This is a genomic window from Micromonospora coerulea, from assembly GCF_016598485.1.
Classification (GTDB): Bacteria; Actinomycetota; Actinomycetes; order Mycobacteriales; family Micromonosporaceae; genus Micromonospora; species Micromonospora coerulea.
In genome coordinates, this window is record NZ_JAEMUW010000005.1 from 104,764 (window position 1) to 121,938 (window position 17,175).

Genomic DNA, 17,175 nt, shown 5'->3' on the forward strand with positions numbered 1-17,175 from the left:
GCGACAACAACTTCATGATCGATGGGCCGGTCAGCGGGCACCGGCCAGGGCGGGCTCGCCGAGGACGTCGGAGAGGAGTTGGGCGCACCACTCCAGGAGGGCCTGGTCGCGCAGGGGTTCGCCGCCGACCCGGCGGGTGCTCGGCCGAGGCACGCTGACCTGGTCGGTGGCCTGCTTGTAGACCGAGTCCGGGTGGTAGCGCTTGAGCCGCAACTGCTTCGAGTCCGGCAGCGGCAGCGGGCCGAACCGGATGTGCTTGCCCTGCATGGAGACCTCGGTGAGGCCGTACCGGCGGGCCAGCAGCCGGAACCGGGCCACCGCGACCAGGTTCTGCACCGGGACGGGCGGCTCGCCGTACCGGTCGGTCATCTCGGCGACCACCTCGCGCAGCCGCTCGTCGTCGCGCGCCTCGGCGAGCTTGCGGTACATCTCCAGGCGCAGCCGTTCCACCCCCACGTAGTCGTGCGGCAGGTGCGCGTCCACCGGAAGATCGATCTTGACGTCGGCTTCCTCCTCGGGCTGCTCGCCCTTGAACGCCGACACCGCCTCGCCGACCATCCGGACGTACAGGTCGAAGCCGACGCCCTCGATGTGCCCGGACTGCTCGCCGCCGAGCAGGTTGCCGGCGCCCCGGATCTCCAGGTCCTTCATCGCCACGTACATGCCGGCGCCCAGCTCGGTGTGCTGGGCGATGGTGGCCAGCCGCTCGTGCGCGTGCTCGGTGAGCGGCTTCTCCGTCGGGTAGAGGAAGTAGGCGTACGCCCGCTCCCGGCCCCGGCCCACCCGGCCGCGGATCTGGTGCAGCTGGGCCAGGCCCAGCAGGTCGGCCCGCTCCACGATCAGCGTGTTGGCATTCGGGATGTCGATGCCGGACTCCACGATCGTGGTGCAGACCAGGACGTCGAACTCCTTCTCCCAGAAGCCGACCATCACCTTCTCCAGCGCTTCCTCACCCATCTGGCCATGCGCCACGGCGACCCGCGCCTCCGGCACCAGCTCCCGGATCCGGCGGGCCGCCCGGTCGATCGACTCGACCCGGTTGTGCAGGTAGAAGACCTGCCCGTCGCGGAGCAGCTCGCGGTGGATGGAGGCGGCCACCTGCCGGTCGTCGTACGCCCCGACGAAGGTCAGCACCGGGTGCCGCTCCTCCGGCGGGGTGGCGATGGTGGACATCTCCCGGATGCCGGTGATCGCCATCTCCAGCGTCCGCGGGATCGGGGTGGCCGACATGCTCAGCACGTCGACCGAGGCCCGGAGCGTCTTCAGGTGCTCCTTGTGCTCGACGCCGAACCGCTGCTCCTCGTCGATGACCACCATGCCGAGAGACTTGAACCGGGTCGCGGTCTGGAGCAGCCGGTGCGTGCCGATGACGATGTCGACGGTGCCGTCGGCGATCATCTCCAACGTCCGCTCGCTCTCCTTCGGCGTCTGGAACCGGGACAGCTGCCGGATCGTCACCGGGAACTGGCCCATCCGCTCGGCGAAGGTGTTGTAGTGCTGCTGCACCAGCAGCGTGGTGGGCACCAGCACCGCCACCTGCTTGCCGTCCTGGACCGCCTTGAACGCGGCACGCACCGCGATCTCGGTCTTGCCGTACCCGACGTCGCCGCAGATCAGCCGGTCCATCGGGACGGTCTGCTCCATGTCCCGCTTGACCTCCTCGATCGCGGCCAGCTGGTCCGGCGTCTCCTGCCAGGGGAAGGCGTCCTCCAGCTCCCGCTGCCACGGGGTGTCCGGGCCGAACGAGTGCCCCTTGGACGCCTTGCGGGCGGCGTAGAGCTGGATCAGCTGGGCGGCGATCTCGCGGACCGCCTTGCGGGCCCGGGCCTTGGACTTCTGCCAGTCCGAGCCGCCCATCTTGTGCAGGGTGGGCTGCTCGCCGCCGACGTACCGGGAGAGCTGGTCGAGCTGGTCGGTGGGGACGAAGAGCCGGTCACCGGGCTGGCCGCGCTTGCTCGCGGCGTACTCGATGACCAGGTATTCCCGGGAGGCGCCGTTGACCGTGCGCTGCACCAGCTCGACGTACCGGCCGATGCCGTGCTGCTCGTGCACGACGTGGTCGCCGGCCTTGAGCTCCAGCGGGTCGATGGTGTTGCGCCGCCGGCTCGGCATCTTGCGCATGTCCCGGGTGGAGGTGCCCCGGCCGCCGGTGACGTCGTTGCCGGTGAGCAGCACGAACCGGGACGCCTCGTCGACGAAGCCGGCGGTCAGGCAGCCGCAGGAGACGATCACCTCGCCCGGGGCGGGCGCGCTCGGCACCGCCTCGGTGAGCCGGGCGCCGAGGCCGGCGTCGCGGAGTACCTCGACGGCCCGCTGGGCGGGGCCGTGACCCTCGAATACCAGGGCGATCGACCACCCCTCGCCGGCCCAGCGCTTGAGGTCGTCGACCACCCGGGCGGTCTCGCCGTGGTAGAGCGGGGCGGGCTGGGCGGCCAGGGTCACCGCGATGGCGTCGTCCGGGGTGACGTCGACCTCGGTCGGCGCGTCCTCCCAGGGCTGCCGGGCCGGAGCGGTGGCGTCCGCCTCGACCAGGCCGAACGGGGCGAGGGTCCACCAGGGCTGGCGCAGGCCACGGGCCCGCGTGCGTACGTCGGCCAGGGTCTTGAAGGCGGCGGCGCCGAGGTCGACCGGGGCCTGGCCGCCGACGGCGGCCGCGGCCCAGCTGGCCTGGAGGAACTCCTCCGAGGTACGGACCAGGTCGTGCGCCCGGGTGCGGATCCGCTCCGGGTCGCAGAGCAGCACGTGGGTGCCGGCGGGCATGGTGTCGACCAGCAGTTCCAGGCTCTCGCTGCCGAGCAGCGCCGGAACCAGCGACTCCATCCCCTCGACCGGGATGCCCTCGGCCAGCTTGTCCAGGATCTCCGCCAGCTCCGGGTGCTCCTGCGCCAGCGCGGCGGCCCGCTCACGCACGGACGGCGTCAGCAGCAGCTCGCGGCACGGCGGCGCCCAGAGCTGCGGCACCCCCTCGATGGTCCGCTGGTCGGCGACGGCGAAGGTGCGGATCTCCTCCACCTCGTCGCCCCAGAACTCGACCCGGGACGGGTGCTCGTCGGTGGGCGGGAAGACGTCCAGGATGCCGCCGCGCACGGCGAACTCGCCCCGCTTGGTGACCAGGTCGACCCGGGCGTACGCCATGTCGGTGAGCCGGCGGGCGACCTCTTCCAGGTCCGCCTCGTCGCCGGCGGCGAGCTGCACGGGCTCCAGGTCCCCGAGGCTCTTGAGCTGCGGTTGCAGCAGCGACCGGACCGGCGCCACGACCACCCGCAGCGGCCCGGTGCGCCCGTGCGCGTCGGCCGACTCCGGGCGGGCCAGCCGGCGCAGCACGGCCAGCCGGCGGCCGACGGTGTCGGAGCGGGGCGAGAGCCGCTCGTGCGGCAGCGTCTCCCAGGACGGGAAGACCGCCACCTGCTCCGGCGGCAGCAGGCTGCCCAGTGCCGAGGCGAGGTCGTCGGCCTCCCGGCTGGTGGCGGTGACCGCCAGCACCGGGCGGCCGGCCCCGCCGGCGGGCTCGTCCGCGGCGACCGCGGCGACCGCGAACGGGCGCAGCGCGGCCGGGGCGGTCAGGTCCAGGCCGTCGACCTGCGCGGCACCGGAACGCGCCAGGTCACGCGCCCGGGCCAACCCGGGGTCGGCGAGGGCGGCGGCGAACAGTCCGGTGAGCATCAGTGATCACTTCCTGCGGATGGCACACGACGATCACCCCGCGCCCGGTCTGGACGGGGGGTTTGCGGATCGACACTATCTCTCCGGGAGACGATCGGCCGCCACGCCGTCGAGGAACACCTGGGAGAACCGAATGCCTGCTGAGGGAACCGGCAGTGATCCGCGCCGCAAGACCACCCCGGCGCGGTGGCGGGTGCTGGGGCACCCGGACGGGATGCTGATCTACCAGGTCCGCTGCATCGTCGAGAACCACGGCTGGACGGAGACCGCCGCCGAGGACCAGTTCAAGATCGTGATTGGTCGCTCGGGGACCTACCAGCGCCGCCTGAACGGCCGTACCGGCGTCTCCGACGCCACCTCCGTGCTGATCACGCGCCCGGGAGACGAGATGGCGGTGGCCCACCCGTACGGCTGCGGGGACTCGTACACCTGCCTGGAGATCGACCGGGAGGTGCTGACCGGGCGGCCGGACGCGGTCGGCTGGCTGGACCGGGCCGGCTGGGCGGGCACCTCGGACGCCTCCCTGGACCTGGCGCACCGGCTGCTGGTGGCCGAGTGCCGGCGGGGCCTGGACCGGTTCGAGATGGCCGAGCGGCTGCACCGGTTCCTGGGCCGGCTGCTCCAGCACAGCGCGCTGGCCGCCCACGACGCCGGCGCCGAGATCGAGCGGGCCGTCCGGCGGCGACCGGCCACCCTGGCCGCGCACCGCCGCCTCGCCGACCGGGCCCGCGAGGTGCTGGCCACCTCGGACTTCACCCTGGGTCTGGAGGAGGTCGCCCGGGAGATCGGCACCTCGCCGCACCACCTCAGCCGGGTGTTCCAGCGGATGACCGGGAGCAGCCTGACCGCCTACCGGAACCGGCTGCGGGTGCGGGCGGTGCTGGACACCCTCGCCGAGCCGGACGGGCGTCCGCTCGGGGCGCTGGCCAGCGAGTACGGCTTCGCCGACCAGGCCCACCTGACCCGGGTGGTGCGGGACCAGGTCGGGCACCCGCCGGCCCGGCTGCGCCGCCTCCTCGCCGACTGAGCGCAACGGCCGGTGGAGGTGCCGTACGGCACCTCCGTCGGGCCCGCCCGAAGCTGCCCGTGGCGGCCCGACGGGGGCGTCGGACCTCCCCGAACAGGTCCGCGTGCCCCGCTCCGGCCGCCGTCCCGTGGCGGCCCCGTCGGGCTGACGCGTTCCATCCTCCGGGCCCGGCGCCGCGCGGTTCTTGAAGAAAATTGCTCGAATGCCGGCTACCGGCGTCCGCACACTTGGATCTTGACCGGGGTTCGCCACCCGTGATCGGCTTGCCCGCATGGCGGAGCAGTATCGGGCGCAGTTCGACGCGGAGGTCACCTTCGCCAACGGTGGCGGGTTGCGGACGGACGGGTTCCGGCTGGACATCCCGGGCCGGGACATCACCGACGACGAGCTGGCCGCGCTCTTCGTCCGGCACCTCGGGCTGCTGATGGTCGCCGAGGTCCGGATCGGGGCCAAGACGATCATCGAGGAGCCGCACAAGGGCGGTCGGGGCGTCACCACCGGCACCAGGCCCCCGCGCCGGCTGGTCGAGCTGAGTCACGTGATCACCGACGGCATGACCACTCTGCCCGGCTGGCCCGCGCCGCAGATCACCGACTGGCTGACCTTCGCGGCGTCCCGGGCGAACTACGCCCCCGGCGTCGAGTTCCACGTCGCCCGGGTCGACATGATCGCCAACACCGGCACCTACCTGGACACCCCGGCGCACCGCTGGGCCGAGGGGGCCGACCTGGCCGGGGTGCCGCTGGACCGGCTCGCCGACCTGCCCGGCGCGGTGGTCCGGGTGCCGGCCGGCACCCGGGCCGTGGACCGGCTGATGCTCGCCCCGTACGAGGTGGCCGGGCGCGCGGTGCTGCTGCACACCGGCTGGGACGCGCACTTCGGCACCGACCGGTACGGCGCGCCGGAGGCGCCGCACCTGACCGGGGACGCCGCCCGGGCGCTGGCCGATGCCGGCGCGGCGCTGGTCGGCATCGACTCGATCAACATCGACGACATGAGCCCGACGGCCGGCGGCGAACGCCCCGCGCACAGCACCCTGCTCGGCGCCGGCATCCCGATCGTCGAGCACCTGACCGGCCTGGACGCGCTGCCCCCGGAAGGCTTCCGGTTCACCGCCGCCCCGCCCCGGGTGGCCGGGATGGGCACCTTCCCGGTCCGGGCCTTCGCGACCGTGGACTGAGCGGTCCCGGACGGACGTCAGTAGCGCACGGCGATCCGGCGCTCGACCGCGTCGACCCGGATCTCGCCGCCGTACGGGACGATCAGCTGCGGGTCGGTGTGGCCGAGGTCGACGTCGAAGACCACCACCGGGTCCTCGGCGTACGGCGCCAGCGCCCGGAGGATCGCCGCCCGCTGCGCCTCGCCCCAGGCCCGCCGCTCGTCCAGGCTGTGCGGCTTCTCGAAGTCCCACGCCTTGGGCCGGCCGACCACGATCGCCGGGAAGGCGGTGAGCAGCCCGCGCTCCCCCATGTTGCGCACGATGCGGAAGACCTCCTGCGCGCTGGGCAGCTCGTTGGAGGTCTCGAAGACCAGCACCGAACCGGCCAGCTCGGCGGCCGAGGGGACCCGGTCGGCGGCCATCAGCCAGTGGAGTATCTCCAGGCAGCCGCCCCAGGTCCGCCCCTGCACCACCCGGGCCGGCCCGTGCCAGCGCCAGCCCTCGCCGGGGAACATCACGGGGTCGTCGGCCAGCGTCGCCGGATCCCGCCAGTCGCGCGGCTCGTCGCCCCACTCGGTCGCCGGGGTCAGCTCGTACCACCCGGAGGTGAACAGCGCCGCCCGCAGCGAGTCGAAGGTGAGCGGGTGCGGCCGCCCTGGTCGGCCGAGGTGCACCAGCACCGACCCGCCGTGGTACGCGACCATGCCCAGCCGGTACAGGTGGTTGAGCACGTTGGTGTTGTCCGAGTAGCCGTAGTACGGCTTGGGGTTGGCCCGGATCACGGCGTCGTCCAGGTGCGGGGTGACCGTGATCAGGTCGTCCCCGCCGACGGTGGCGAGCACTGCGGTGATCGTCGGGTCGGCGAAGGCGGCGGTCAGGTCCCGGGCCCGGTCCCGGGGGTCCGCCCCCATCCGTCGGGTGGTCGGATACTCCACCGGCTCCAGGCCGAACTCCTCGCGCAGCCGTCGCAGGCCCAGCTCGTGCACGTGCGGAAAGAGGCCTGGCAGGCCGGCGGAGGGCGACACGATGGCGACCCGGTCGCCCGGCTTCGGCTTGGCGGCGTAGCGCGGCAGGTCCATGATCAGACGTTAACCGGCCCCACCACCGGTTTCCGCCAGGCGAAAAGCCCCAAGCGGGGCAAAGCCGGCCCTAGGCTGGCCTGGTGGGCGAGGCGCCGGAGGTCCGGGTAGGCGACTGGCTGCCCCGCATCGCCGGCCTGCTGCTCGGCACCCTGGCGCTGGCCAGCGCGTTCATCGCCGCCTACGTCGGCGCGCTGCACCAGCCCACTCCTCGCGACGTGCCGGTCGGGGTGGCGCTCGGCGACCAACCCGCGCAGAGGGTGCTGGCCGGCGTCCGCGAACGGAATAGCAAGATCAAACCCGTCGAGTACGACGACCCGGGCGCCGCCGACGACGGGCTGACCAGCCGCGAGGTGTACGCGGTGCTCGGCTCCGGCCCCGAGGGTGGGCTCGTCCTGACCAACGCCAGCGCCAGCGCCCCGGCCGCCACCGACCTGGTCACCCAAGTGCTCACTGCCGCCGCGCAACAGGCCCGCCTGCCGCTGCGGGTGACCGATGAGGTGCCAGTGGCCGACACCGACCCGCGCGGCCTGGTGCCGTTCTACCTGGCCGTCGGGTACGTGCTCGGCGGCTACCTGGCCTCGACCGCGCTCGGGCTGTCCGCCGGCACCACCCCGCGCACACTGCGTCGCGCCGCCCTGCGGATCAGCGTGCTCGCCGTCTACAGCGTGGTGCTCGGCATCGTCGGGGCGGCGCTGGTCGGCCCGGTGCTGGACGTCTGGAACCACGACCTGCCGGCCATCGCGGGCACCGGCGTGCTCACGGTCTTCGCCGCCGCGATGGTGGCCGCCGCGGTCCAGGGCTGGCTCGGCCTACTCGGCACCGGGCTGGTCATCCTTCTGCTGGTGGTGCTCGGCAACCCCGGCTCCGGCGGCATCTACGCACCCGAGTTCCTGCCCACCTGGTTGCGCGGGATGCACCGGTGGAACGTGCCGGGGCTGGGCACCGACCTGATCAAGTCCGCGGCCTACTTCGACCGGCGCTCGATCGGCTGGTCCGTGTCCGGGTTGGTGCTCTGGGCGGTGCTCGGCCTGGCCGCGCTGCTCGCCGCGACCCTGGTCCGTGGCCGTCGGGCCCGGCCCGGCCAGGACGGTTGAGGTGATCTCCGGGGTGTCCCTCGTCACGGCGCACCATGCGGAGAGCCCCTCCTGCGACCGACTCCGGCGCGGATACCATCCAGGGAGTCGGACAGCGCTGTCCTTCGTACTCACGTAAGGAGCGCACCGTGACCGACCAGCACGACCACGACGGCCCGGACGCCGCGCTGCGGGCCGACATCCGCCGCCTCGGCACGCTCCTCGGGCAGACCCTCGCCCGGCAGGAGGGCCGCCCGCTGCTCGACCTGGTCGAGGAGATTCGCGCCCAGGTCCGCTCCGACCCGCCGGCCGCCGCCCAGCGCCTCGGCGGGCTGGACGTGACCACCGGCACCAAGCTGGCCCGGGCCTTCTCCACCTACTTCCACCTGGCCAACATCACCGAGCAGGTGCACCGGGCCCGTGACCTGCGCCGCCGCCGGGCGATCCACGGCGGCTGGCTGGACCAGGCGGCCAAGATGATCGCCGAGCGCGGGGTGCCGGCCGAGGAGATCGCGGCCGCGGCCCGCCGGCTGGCGGTACGCCCGGTCTTCACCGCCCACCCCACCGAGGCGGCCCGCCGGTCGATCCTGTCGAAGCTGCGCGCGATCGCCGACGAGCTGGACACCGAGACCGCCAACGCGATCCTCTACGGGGCCAGCGACGAGGGCCCGGCGAACCGGCGGCTGGCGGAGCTGCTGGACCTGATGTGGCAGACCGACGAGCTGCGCCTGGACCGGCCGGACCCGACCGACGAGGCCCGCAACGCCATCTACTACCTGCGCGACCTGCACGCCGAGGCCGCCCCGCAGGTGCTCGACGACCTCGCCGACACGCTGCGCACCCTCGGCGTCGAGACCTCTCCGACGGCGCGCCCGCTGACCTTCGGCACCTGGATCGGCGGGGACCGGGACGGCAACCCGTTCGTCACCCCGGCGGTCACCCGGGAGGTGCTGCGCATCCAGCACGAGCACGGCATCGAGGCCACCGAGCGGGCGATGGACGAGCTCATCAACGAGGTCTCCGTCTCCCGCCGGCTGCGGGCCGTGTCGCTGGACCTCTCCGCCAGCCTCGCCACCGACCTGGACGCGCTGCCCGAGGTGGCGCCCCGGTTCCGCCGGGTCAACGCCGAGGAGCCGTACCGGCTCAAGGCCCGCTGCGTGAAGGCGAAGCTGGCCAACACCCGGGAGCGGCTGCGCGCCGGCACCGCGCACGTGCCGGGCCGCGACTACCGGGGCTCCGCCGAGCTGATCGCCGACCTGGAGCTGCTGCGCGCCTCGCTGGCCCGCAACTCGGGGCAGCTCACCGCCGTCGGCCGGCTGGCCTCCACGATCCGTACGGTCTCCGCGTTCGGCCTGCACCTGGCGACCATGGACGTCCGCGAGCACGCCGAGAAGCACCACGAGGTGCTCGCGCAGCTCTACGGGGCGGTCGGCGAGGTGTCGGACTACCCGTCGCTGTCCCGGCTGGAGCGGACCAAGCTGCTCGCCGACGAGCTGACCGGCCGCCGGCCGCTCTCCACCGTGGACACCCCGCTGACCGAGAGCGCGCGGAAGACGTTCGACGTGTTCGGCGCGATCCGGGAGGCGCAGGATCGGTTCGGCGCCGAGGTGATCGAGTCGTACATCATCTCGATGACGCTCGGCGTGGACGACGTGCTCGCCGCGGTGGTGCTGGCCCGCGAGGCCGGCCTGGTCGACGTGCACTCCGGCCGGGCCCGGATCGGCTTCGTGCCGCTGCTGGAGACCCCGGCCGAGCTGAACGCCGGCGGCGAACTGCTGGACGAGCTGCTATCCCTGCCGGCCTACCGGGCCCTCGTCGCGGCCCGGGGCGACGTGCAGGAGGTGATGCTGGGCTACTCCGACTCCAACAAGGAGGCGGGCATCACCACCAGCCAGTGGTCCATCCACCGGGCCCAGCGGGCGCTGCGTGACGTGGCCGCCCGGCACGGCGTGCACCTGCGGCTCTTCCACGGCCGGGGCGGCACCGTCGGGCGCGGCGGCGGGCCCACCCACGAGGCGATCCTGGCCCAGCCGTACGGCACCCTCGACGGCGCGATCAAGGTGACCGAGCAGGGCGAGGTCATCTCCGACAAGTACACGCTGCCCGCGCTGGCCCGGGAGAACCTGGAGTTGACCGTGGCCGCGGTGCTCCAGGCGACGCTGCTGCATACCGCGCCCCGGCAGCCCGCCGAGATGCTGGAGCGCTGGGACGCGACCATGGACGCGGTCTCGGAGTCGGCGTTCCGGTCGTACCGGGGGCTGGTCGAGGACCCGGACCTGCCGGCGTACTTCTGGGCCTCGACGCCGACCGAGCTGCTCGGCGCGCTGAACATCGGTTCGCGGCCGGCGAAGCGGCCGAACACCGGGGCCGGGCTGGCTGGCCTGCGGGCCATCCCGTGGGTGTTCGGCTGGACGCAGACCCGGCAGATCGTGCCGGGTTGGTTCGGCGTCGGCTCCGGCCTGGCCGCCGCCCGGGCGGCCGGGCTGCAGGACGTGCTGGCCGAGATGTACCGCAACTGGCACTTCTTCCGCACATTCCTGTCGAACGTCGAGATGATGCTGACCAAGACCGACCTGAGCATCGCCCGCCGGTACGTCGACACGCTGGTCCCGGAGCAGCTGCACCCGATCTTCGACAAGATCCAGCAGGAGTACGAGCTGACCAAGCAGGAGGTGCTGGCGGTGACCGCCTCGCCGGCCCTGCTGGAGAACTCGCCGGTGCTCCAACGCACCCTGGCCGTGCGGGACACCTACCTGGAGCCGCTGCACCACCTCCAGGTGGCGCTGCTGCGGCAGTACCGGGACTCCGGCGCCGCCGGCCGGGCGGTGGCCACCGCGCCGGGCGGTCGCCGGGCCCCCAGCGACGGTACGGCGCTGGAGCGGGCGCTGCTGACCACGGTCAACGGCATCGCCGCCGGCATGCGCAACACCGGCTGACCCGGAACGGACGAGGAGGGCCCCGGTCGGTGCGACCGGGGCCTCCTCGCATGTTCAGCCGGCGGTCACCAGTCGCCGCCGCCGCCGAAGTCCCCACCGCCGCCGAAGTCGCCGCCGCCGAAGTCCCCAGCGCCGAAGTCCCCAGCGCCGCCGAAGTCGCCGCCGCCGGAGAAGTCCCCGGCGTAGTCGCCGCCGCCCTGGTCGCCGCCGCCCTGGTCGCCGTAGTCCCCGCCCTGGTCGCCGTAGTCGCCGCCCTGGTCCTGGCCGTCGTTGAGGCCCTCCTGGTAGCCGGCCTCGTAGCCCGGGTCGGCGAAGGCGGGCGAGAAGAGCGCGTCGGCGATCAGGATGCCGCCGAGCACGCCGGCCCCGGTGCCCAGCGCGGTCTTCCACCAGGGTGTCGAGTACCAGCCGGCCGGCACCGACCGCCCCTGCCAGTTGCCGCCCGGGTAGTAGTAGGGCGTCTGGTTGCCCGGCTGCGGGCCGGCCCGGTAGGTCTGGCCCTGCACGTTGACCTCGCGCTCCTTGGTGAGCATGCCGGCGCCCCGGGCGGCGGCCAGCGGCGGCAGCTCGGGACCGGGGTCGATGCCCATCGCCGTCCGCGCGGCCCGGATGTACGCCAGCCCCTCCAGGGCGGTCTCCCGGGCGAGCGCGAACTGGTGCGGGCTGCGCGCCTGCTCCAGCTGCGACCCGGCGGCGTTGTACCGCTCGCCCGCGTCGGCCAGCGCCTGCCGCACCGCCGGGGCGTCGCCGTGCAGGTTCATCAGCTGGCCACCGAGGCGCTCGTACCAGCGCTGCGCCTCGGCGCGGGCGTCGGCCAGCTCAGTGGCCTGCCGCGACCTCCTCCCCCACCGCCAGAGCACGAAAGCACCTCCGAGTAACAGGATCAGGATCACCCACAGGGCAACTTCCATGAGTCGAACGTACCCACCGGGCGCCCGTCGTACCCGTTTGGCAAGCTTTCCGGCATGGACTTCGCGACGCTGGCCGTGGTGCTGCTCTGCCTCGCCGCCGGCGCCGCGGTCGGCTGGCTGGCCGCCCGGTCCCGCACGGCGGCGCAGGTGGCCCGGCTGGAGGCGACCCTGGAGGCCAACCGGGCCGGCGAGGGGCGGCTGGAGCAGTCGATGCGCGCGCTCAGCTACGAGGCGACCGCCCAGTCGCAGGAGGCGGTCGCCCGGGCGGTGGCCCCGCTGCACGACACCCTCCGGCGGTACGAGCAGCGGGTCGCCGAGCTGGAGCACGACCGGATCGACGCGTACGCCGAGCTGCGCGAGCAGGTCCGGGCGATGAGCACGGTCTCCGGGGAGCTGCGCACCGAGACCAAGCAGCTGGTGGCCGCGTTGCGCGCGCCCCAGGTGCGGGGGCGCTGGGGCGAGCACCAGCTCCGCCGGATCGTCGAGGCCGCCGGCATGCTGGAGCACTGCGACTTCTCCGAACAGGTCACCGCCGCCACCGACCACCAGGGGGTCCGCCCCGACCTGGTGGTCCGGCTGCACGGCGGGCGCAGCGTGGTGGTCGACGCCAAGGCGCCCTTCGACGCGTACCTGACCGCGATGGAGGCGCGCGACGAGCGGGGGCGGGACACCCATCTCGACGCGCACGCGCGGCACCTGCGGGCGCACGTGGACGCCCTGGCGGCCAAGACCTACTGGGCGGCGTTCGACTCGACGCCGGAGTTCGTAGTGCTCTTCGTACCGGCCGACCCGTTCCTCGACGTGGCGTTGCAGCGCGACCCGACGCTGCTGGAGCACGCCTTCGCCCGCGACGTGGTGCTGGCGACGCCGGCCACCCTGGTGGCGCTGCTGCGCACGGTGGCCTACTCATGGCGGCAGGAGGCGCTGGCGCGCAACGCGGTGGCCGTGCACTCCCTGGCCCGCGAGCTGTACGGGCGACTGTCCACCCTGGGCGACCACGTCGGCAAGCTCGGGTCGTCGCTCGGCGGGGCGGTGACCGCGTACAACCGGGCGGTCGGGTCGCTGGAGGCACGGGTGCTGGTCAGCGCGCGCAAGCTGGCCGAGCTGGGCGTCTCCGACCAGGAACTGGCCGCCCCGGCGCAGGTGGAGGTGGCACCCCGCCAGCCGCAGGCCCCGGAGCTGGTCGGGCCCATGGACGAGGGTCGGTCCACATCGGCTGAACGGTCATCAGACATCGACGTTTAACACGAGGAACGTGACGCTGAGGGCCGACTCACGTCACGGACCGGTCACAACCTACTTCGGAGTAGTGACATCGACACGGACCACCGCGAAGGATTTCGCTCACGCGTGCCCTGTTTCTGAAGGGCCCTGTTCTCTGGAGGAAGAGAACGTGAGTCAACCCCGCAACCGGAGCCGGCGTACCTCCGCCGCGCTCTTCGCCTCGGTCCTGGCCGCCGGCGCCATGACCGTGGGAGGCGGCGCCGCAACCGCGAGCGCAGCCCCCGCCACCACCCCCGACGCCTCGCAGCCGACCGCCGTCGAGACGCTGGGCGCGCACGACGCCAAGCTGCTCGACGAGGCGGAGGCGAAGCACGCCCCGACCGTCACCCTGATCATCGCGGCCAAGAAGGGCTCGGCGAAGAAGGTCGCCGACGGCCTCAAGGGCCTCGGTGCCTCGGTCAGCCAGCGCTACGACCAGGTCGGCTACCTGCTCGCCAAGGTTCCCACGGCGAAGGTGCTCAAGGCCGCCACGCTCCCCGGCGTCTCGGCCGTCGACCTCGACGAGACCATCAAGCTCCCCGACCCGACCCCCGAGGCCGCCCCGGCCGGCGCGAAGACCGCCGAGCAGGGCGAGACCCTCGCCGGCCCCGGCGGCGACACCGGCGCGGTCAACCCGTACATGCCGACCAACGAGACCGGCGCGGAGGCCTTCAAGGCCGCCCACCCGGCGTGGGACGGCCGCGGCGTGACCATCGGCATCATGGACTCCGGCATCGACCTGGACCAGCCGGCGCTGCAGCAGACCACCACCGGCGAGCGCAAGATCGTGGACTGGGTCACCGCAACGGACCCGCTCGAGGACGCCACCTGGCGCCGGATGCAGGCGGAGGTGACCGGGCCGAGCTTCGCCATCGCGGGTGCCACCTGGACCGCCCCGGCCGGCACCTACCGGTTCAACCTGTTCAGCGAGTCCATCACCGCCGCCAGCGACCCGGCCGGCGACGTCAACCGGGACGGCGACAAGACCGACACCTGGGGCATCCTCTACGACCAGGCCACCGGAAACATCTGGGTGGACGTCAACCAGAACAAGGACTTCACCGACGACGCGCTGATGCGGCCGTACAAGGAGAAGTTCCAGGTCGGTCACTTCGGCACGGACAACCCGGCGACCGCGGTGCGCGAGCAGATGCCGTTCGTCGTCGAGTACCGCCGTAATGTGGACACCTCGCCGATCGGCCTCCCGGGCCCGTACGACTACGTGAACATCGGCATCATCGAGGCGACCCACGGCACGCACGTCGCCGGCATCACCGCCGCCAACGACATGCTCGGCAACAGCGCGTTCGACGGCGCCGCCCCCGGCGCCAAGCTGGTCTCCGCCCGGGCTTGCTCCTGGGGTGGCGGCTGCACCGCCGCCGCGCTCACCACCGGCATGGTGGACCTGGTGGTCAACCGCAAGGTCGACGTGGTGAACATGTCGATCGGCGGCCTGCCGGCGCTGAACGACGGCGCGAACGCCCGCGCCAACCTCTACAACTCGCTGATCAACACCTACGGCGTCCAGCTCATCATCTCGGCCGGCAACTCCGGCCCGGGCCTGAACACCGTGGGCGACCCGTCCGTCGCCACCGACGTGATCAGCGTCGCCGCGAGCATCAGCAAGGACACCTGGCTGGCCAACTACGGCTCGGTCGTCCGCAAGGACAACGCGCTGTTCAACTTCTCCTCCCGTGGCCCGCGGGAGGACGGCGGCTTCAAGCCAAGCATCTCCGCCCCCGGCTCGGCCATCTCCACGGCCCCGACCTGGCAGGCCGGCGTCCCGGTCCCCGAGGCCGGCTACCCGCTGCCCCCGGGCTACCAGATGCTCAACGGCACCTCGATGGCCTCGCCGCAGACCACCGGCGCCGCCGCGCTGCTGCTCTCGGCCGCCAAGGCCAACGGCACGGCGGTCAGCCCGGCCGCCCTGCGCCGCGCCCTCTACACCTCCGCCAAGCCGATCACGGGCGTCCCCACGTACGCCCAGGGCTACGGCATGGTCAACACCCCGGGTGCCTGGGACCTGCTCGCCGCCGGCGTGCCGACCCGGACCTACACCTCCGCGGCGCCGGTCTGCACCGAGCTGTCGGAGAACCTCACGAAGTTCAACCCGGCCGCCGGCACCTTCGAGCCGAGCCCGAACGTGGGCACCGGCATCTACAACCGGTGCGCCGCCGACCGCGGTGGCCAGCAGGTCAAGGAGAGTCGCTACTACGAGGTCAAGCTGACCCGGACCAGCGGCCCGAACAAGGGCATCGCGCACAATGTCGCCTTCCGGGGCAACGACGGCACCTTCAACGCGCCGCTGACCGTCTGGCTGCCGCTGAACAAGACCGTCACCGTCAAGGTCAAGGCCAAGCCGCTGACCGTCGGCGCGCACGGCGCGATCATGACCATCGACGACCCGACCACCTCGGTGGTCGACTTCGAGGTCGCCACCGTCGTGGTCGCCGCCGACACGGTCTCGGCCCCGAACTACTCCTTCTCCGCCGAGGGCTCGGTCGAGCGGAACAGCTTCACCTCGTACTTCGTGACGGTGCCGCAGGGCGCGGGCGCGCTCCAGGTCAACCTCTCCGGCATCGCGACCGGTTCGCAGACCCGGTTCATCGCCTTCAACCCGTACGGCGTCCCGGTGGAGAGCACCGCGAGCACGGGCTGCTACACCAACTTCTCCGACGCCGCCGTCTGCAAGCCGCAGGAGCGGGACTACCAGAACCCGATGCCGGGTGTCTGGGAGATCGAGGTGGAGTCGCGGCGGACCTCGCCGACGCTGGACAACCCGTTCCAGCTCCAGGTGCGGGTGCAGGGCGTCACGGTCGAGCCGGCCGTGGTCGAGCTGCCGTCGGTGACCGCCGGCGCGCCGACCGAGGTGAGCTGGGGCCTGACCAACACCTTCGGCCCGGTCCAGGTGACCGGCGTGGGTGGCCCGCTGGCCAGTGTGCGCGCCGAGCGGCCGACCATCGCCGAGGGCGCCGTGCAGGAGTACCTGGTGGACGTTCCGGCGGGGGCGACCACGTTCACCGCCCGGATCGGCAACACCGCCAACCTCGGTGCCGACCTTGACCTGTACGTCTTCCTCGGCACCACCGAGGTCGGCCGCGCGGCCGACGGTGATTCCGAAGAGGCGGTGACCCTGAAGAACCCGGCCGCCGGCACCTACCGCGTCCGGATCGACGGGTACGCCGTCGACGGCCCGGGCACCAGCACCGCGTACGACTACCGGGACTCGTTCTCGGCTGCGGCGCTGGGCTCGCTGTCCGCCCCGACCACCCCGCTCTCCCTGGCCAACGGCGCCACCGCGACCCTGACCGGTACGGTGACCGCCCTGGCCACCCCGGCCGCCGGTCGTGAGCTCTACGGCGACCTGGCCGTCACCACCACCGAGGGCGCGGTCGTCGGCCGTGGCTCGGTGGCCATCGGCGCGGTGAACTGACCGCCCACCGCAGCACGGAGCCCCGCCCCCGTTCCCGGGGGCGGGGCTCCTCCCGTTCCGGCCCCCGACCCCCCGGATGATCGTGACGTTGTTGTCGCGACACGCCGATGCGAGCGACAAGCTTCATGATCAACCCACCGGGGCGGGGCGGGCGGCGTCAGGCGGGGCGGGCGGCTTCGACGACGAAGGGGGTGCCCTGCTGGCAGGTGGTCATCATGCCGGGCTGGGAGCGGCCGGTGACCGTGACCCGGGCGCCGGGCTTCAGCACGTCGCGGGGGCCGCCGATCAGCAGGTTGCCGTCCAGCAGCAGGCAGTTGGGCTCGACCCCGGCCTGGATGGTGCCGGTCAGGACGGTCTCTTCGGCCGGCGGCGGCTTCGTGGGCCCGCGGGTGCCCTTCGGCGGGTTCGTGGGCAGCGGGTCGACCGGGTTTCCCGGGTCGTTCGGGGTGGCGGTCGGCTCCGGGGTCGGCTGGCTGGTCACCGGGGCTGCTCCCGTCGGGGTGGCGGTGTCGTCCGTGCCGGCCTGGCCGGCGCAGGCGCTCAGCGCCGCGCAGACGACCAGGGCGGAGACGGCGAGCCGAAGGTTCCTCATACCGGTATCTGACGTACGGCGGGGGTGGTCCGTTCC

The 17,175-nt window shown here is 73.1% G+C and carries 10 protein-coding genes; 6 read left to right on the forward strand and 4 right to left on the reverse strand.

Going from position 1 to position 17,175, the window contains the following annotated elements; genetic code table 11:
• Positions 1-30: 30 nt before the first annotated feature.
• Positions 31-3,663, reverse strand: a complete 3,633-nt coding sequence (gene mfd, locus I8N68_RS08965) for a transcription-repair coupling factor (protein ID WP_200209406.1) — start codon at positions 3,661-3,663, stop codon at positions 31-33.
• Positions 3,664-3,796: 133 nt separating this feature from the next.
• Between mfd and I8N68_RS08970 the strand changes: the two genes are divergently transcribed.
• Together I8N68_RS08970 and I8N68_RS08975 are read left to right on the forward strand one after the other, a co-directional pair.
• Positions 3,797-4,690, forward strand: a complete 894-nt coding sequence (locus I8N68_RS08970) for a helix-turn-helix domain-containing protein (RefSeq protein ID WP_200209407.1) — start codon at positions 3,797-3,799, stop codon at positions 4,688-4,690.
• Between the two features lie 271 nt (positions 4,691-4,961).
• Positions 4,962-5,870, forward strand: coding sequence for a cyclase family protein (locus I8N68_RS08975; RefSeq protein ID WP_200209408.1), 909 nt, complete (start codon positions 4,962-4,964; stop codon positions 5,868-5,870).
• Between the two features lie 17 nt (positions 5,871-5,887).
• Here the strand turns inward: I8N68_RS08975 and I8N68_RS08980 are convergent, their stop codons facing one another.
• Positions 5,888-6,928: a S66 family peptidase gene (locus I8N68_RS08980; RefSeq protein WP_200209409.1), complete on the reverse strand. Its 1,041-nt coding sequence runs from the start codon at positions 6,926-6,928 to the stop codon at positions 5,888-5,890.
• 83 nt (positions 6,929-7,011) lie between these two features.
• On the opposite strand from I8N68_RS08980, the gene I8N68_RS08985 reads away from it, so the two are divergent.
• The gene (locus tag I8N68_RS08985) at positions 7,012-8,025 is read left to right on the forward strand and encodes a hypothetical protein (RefSeq protein ID WP_200209410.1); all 1,014 of its coding nucleotides are present in this window, start codon (positions 7,012-7,014) and stop codon (positions 8,023-8,025) included.
• Between the two features lie 128 nt (positions 8,026-8,153).
• Positions 8,154-10,940, forward strand: coding sequence for a phosphoenolpyruvate carboxylase (gene ppc / locus I8N68_RS08990; protein ID WP_200209411.1), 2,787 nt, complete (start codon positions 8,154-8,156; stop codon positions 10,938-10,940).
• Positions 10,941-11,005: 65 nt separating this feature from the next.
• Here the strand turns inward: ppc and I8N68_RS08995 are convergent, their stop codons facing one another.
• On the reverse strand, positions 11,006-11,851 hold the full coding sequence (locus I8N68_RS08995; protein WP_200209412.1) for a hypothetical protein: 846 nt from the start codon (positions 11,849-11,851) through the stop codon (positions 11,006-11,008).
• A gap of 54 nt (positions 11,852-11,905) precedes the next feature.
• On the opposite strand from I8N68_RS08995, the gene I8N68_RS09000 reads away from it, so the two are divergent.
• Together I8N68_RS09000 and I8N68_RS09005 are read left to right on the forward strand one after the other, a co-directional pair.
• Entirely contained in the window at positions 11,906-13,096 is a 1,191-nt protein-coding gene (locus I8N68_RS09000; RefSeq protein WP_200209413.1) for a DNA recombination protein RmuC, read from the forward strand.
• 148 nt (positions 13,097-13,244) lie between these two features.
• Entirely contained in the window at positions 13,245-16,547 is a 3,303-nt protein-coding gene (locus I8N68_RS09005; protein ID WP_200209414.1) for a S8 family serine peptidase, read from the forward strand.
• A gap of 157 nt (positions 16,548-16,704) precedes the next feature.
• Here I8N68_RS09005 and I8N68_RS09010 read toward each other — a convergent pair whose 3' ends face one another.
• Positions 16,705-17,139 carry a hypothetical protein gene (locus tag I8N68_RS09010; protein ID WP_200209415.1) on the reverse strand — a complete coding sequence of 145 codons (435 nt, stop codon included), beginning with the start codon at positions 17,137-17,139 and terminating at the stop codon, positions 16,705-16,707.
• Positions 17,140-17,175 lie beyond the last annotated feature (36 nt).

Excerpts from the sequence above, each read along its gene's own strand:
- I8N68_RS09010 (WP_200209415.1), bottom strand. The coding sequence starts at position 17,139 with ATGAGGAACCTTCGGCTCGCCGTCTCCGCCCTGGTCGTCTGCGCGGCG.
- I8N68_RS08975 (WP_200209408.1), top strand. The coding sequence starts at position 4,962 with ATGGCGGAGCAGTATCGGGCGCAGTTCGACGCGGAGGTCACCTTCGCC.
- mfd (WP_200209406.1), bottom strand. The coding sequence starts at position 3,663 with ATGCTCACCGGACTGTTCGCCGCCGCCCTCGCCGACCCCGGGTTGGCC.
- I8N68_RS08980 (WP_200209409.1), bottom strand. The coding sequence starts at position 6,928 with ATGGACCTGCCGCGCTACGCCGCCAAGCCGAAGCCGGGCGACCGGGTC.
- I8N68_RS08995 (WP_200209412.1), bottom strand. The coding sequence starts at position 11,851 with ATGGAAGTTGCCCTGTGGGTGATCCTGATCCTGTTACTCGGAGGTGCT.
- I8N68_RS08970 (WP_200209407.1), top strand. The coding sequence starts at position 3,797 with ATGCCTGCTGAGGGAACCGGCAGTGATCCGCGCCGCAAGACCACCCCG.
- I8N68_RS09000 (WP_200209413.1), top strand. The coding sequence starts at position 11,906 with ATGGACTTCGCGACGCTGGCCGTGGTGCTGCTCTGCCTCGCCGCCGGC.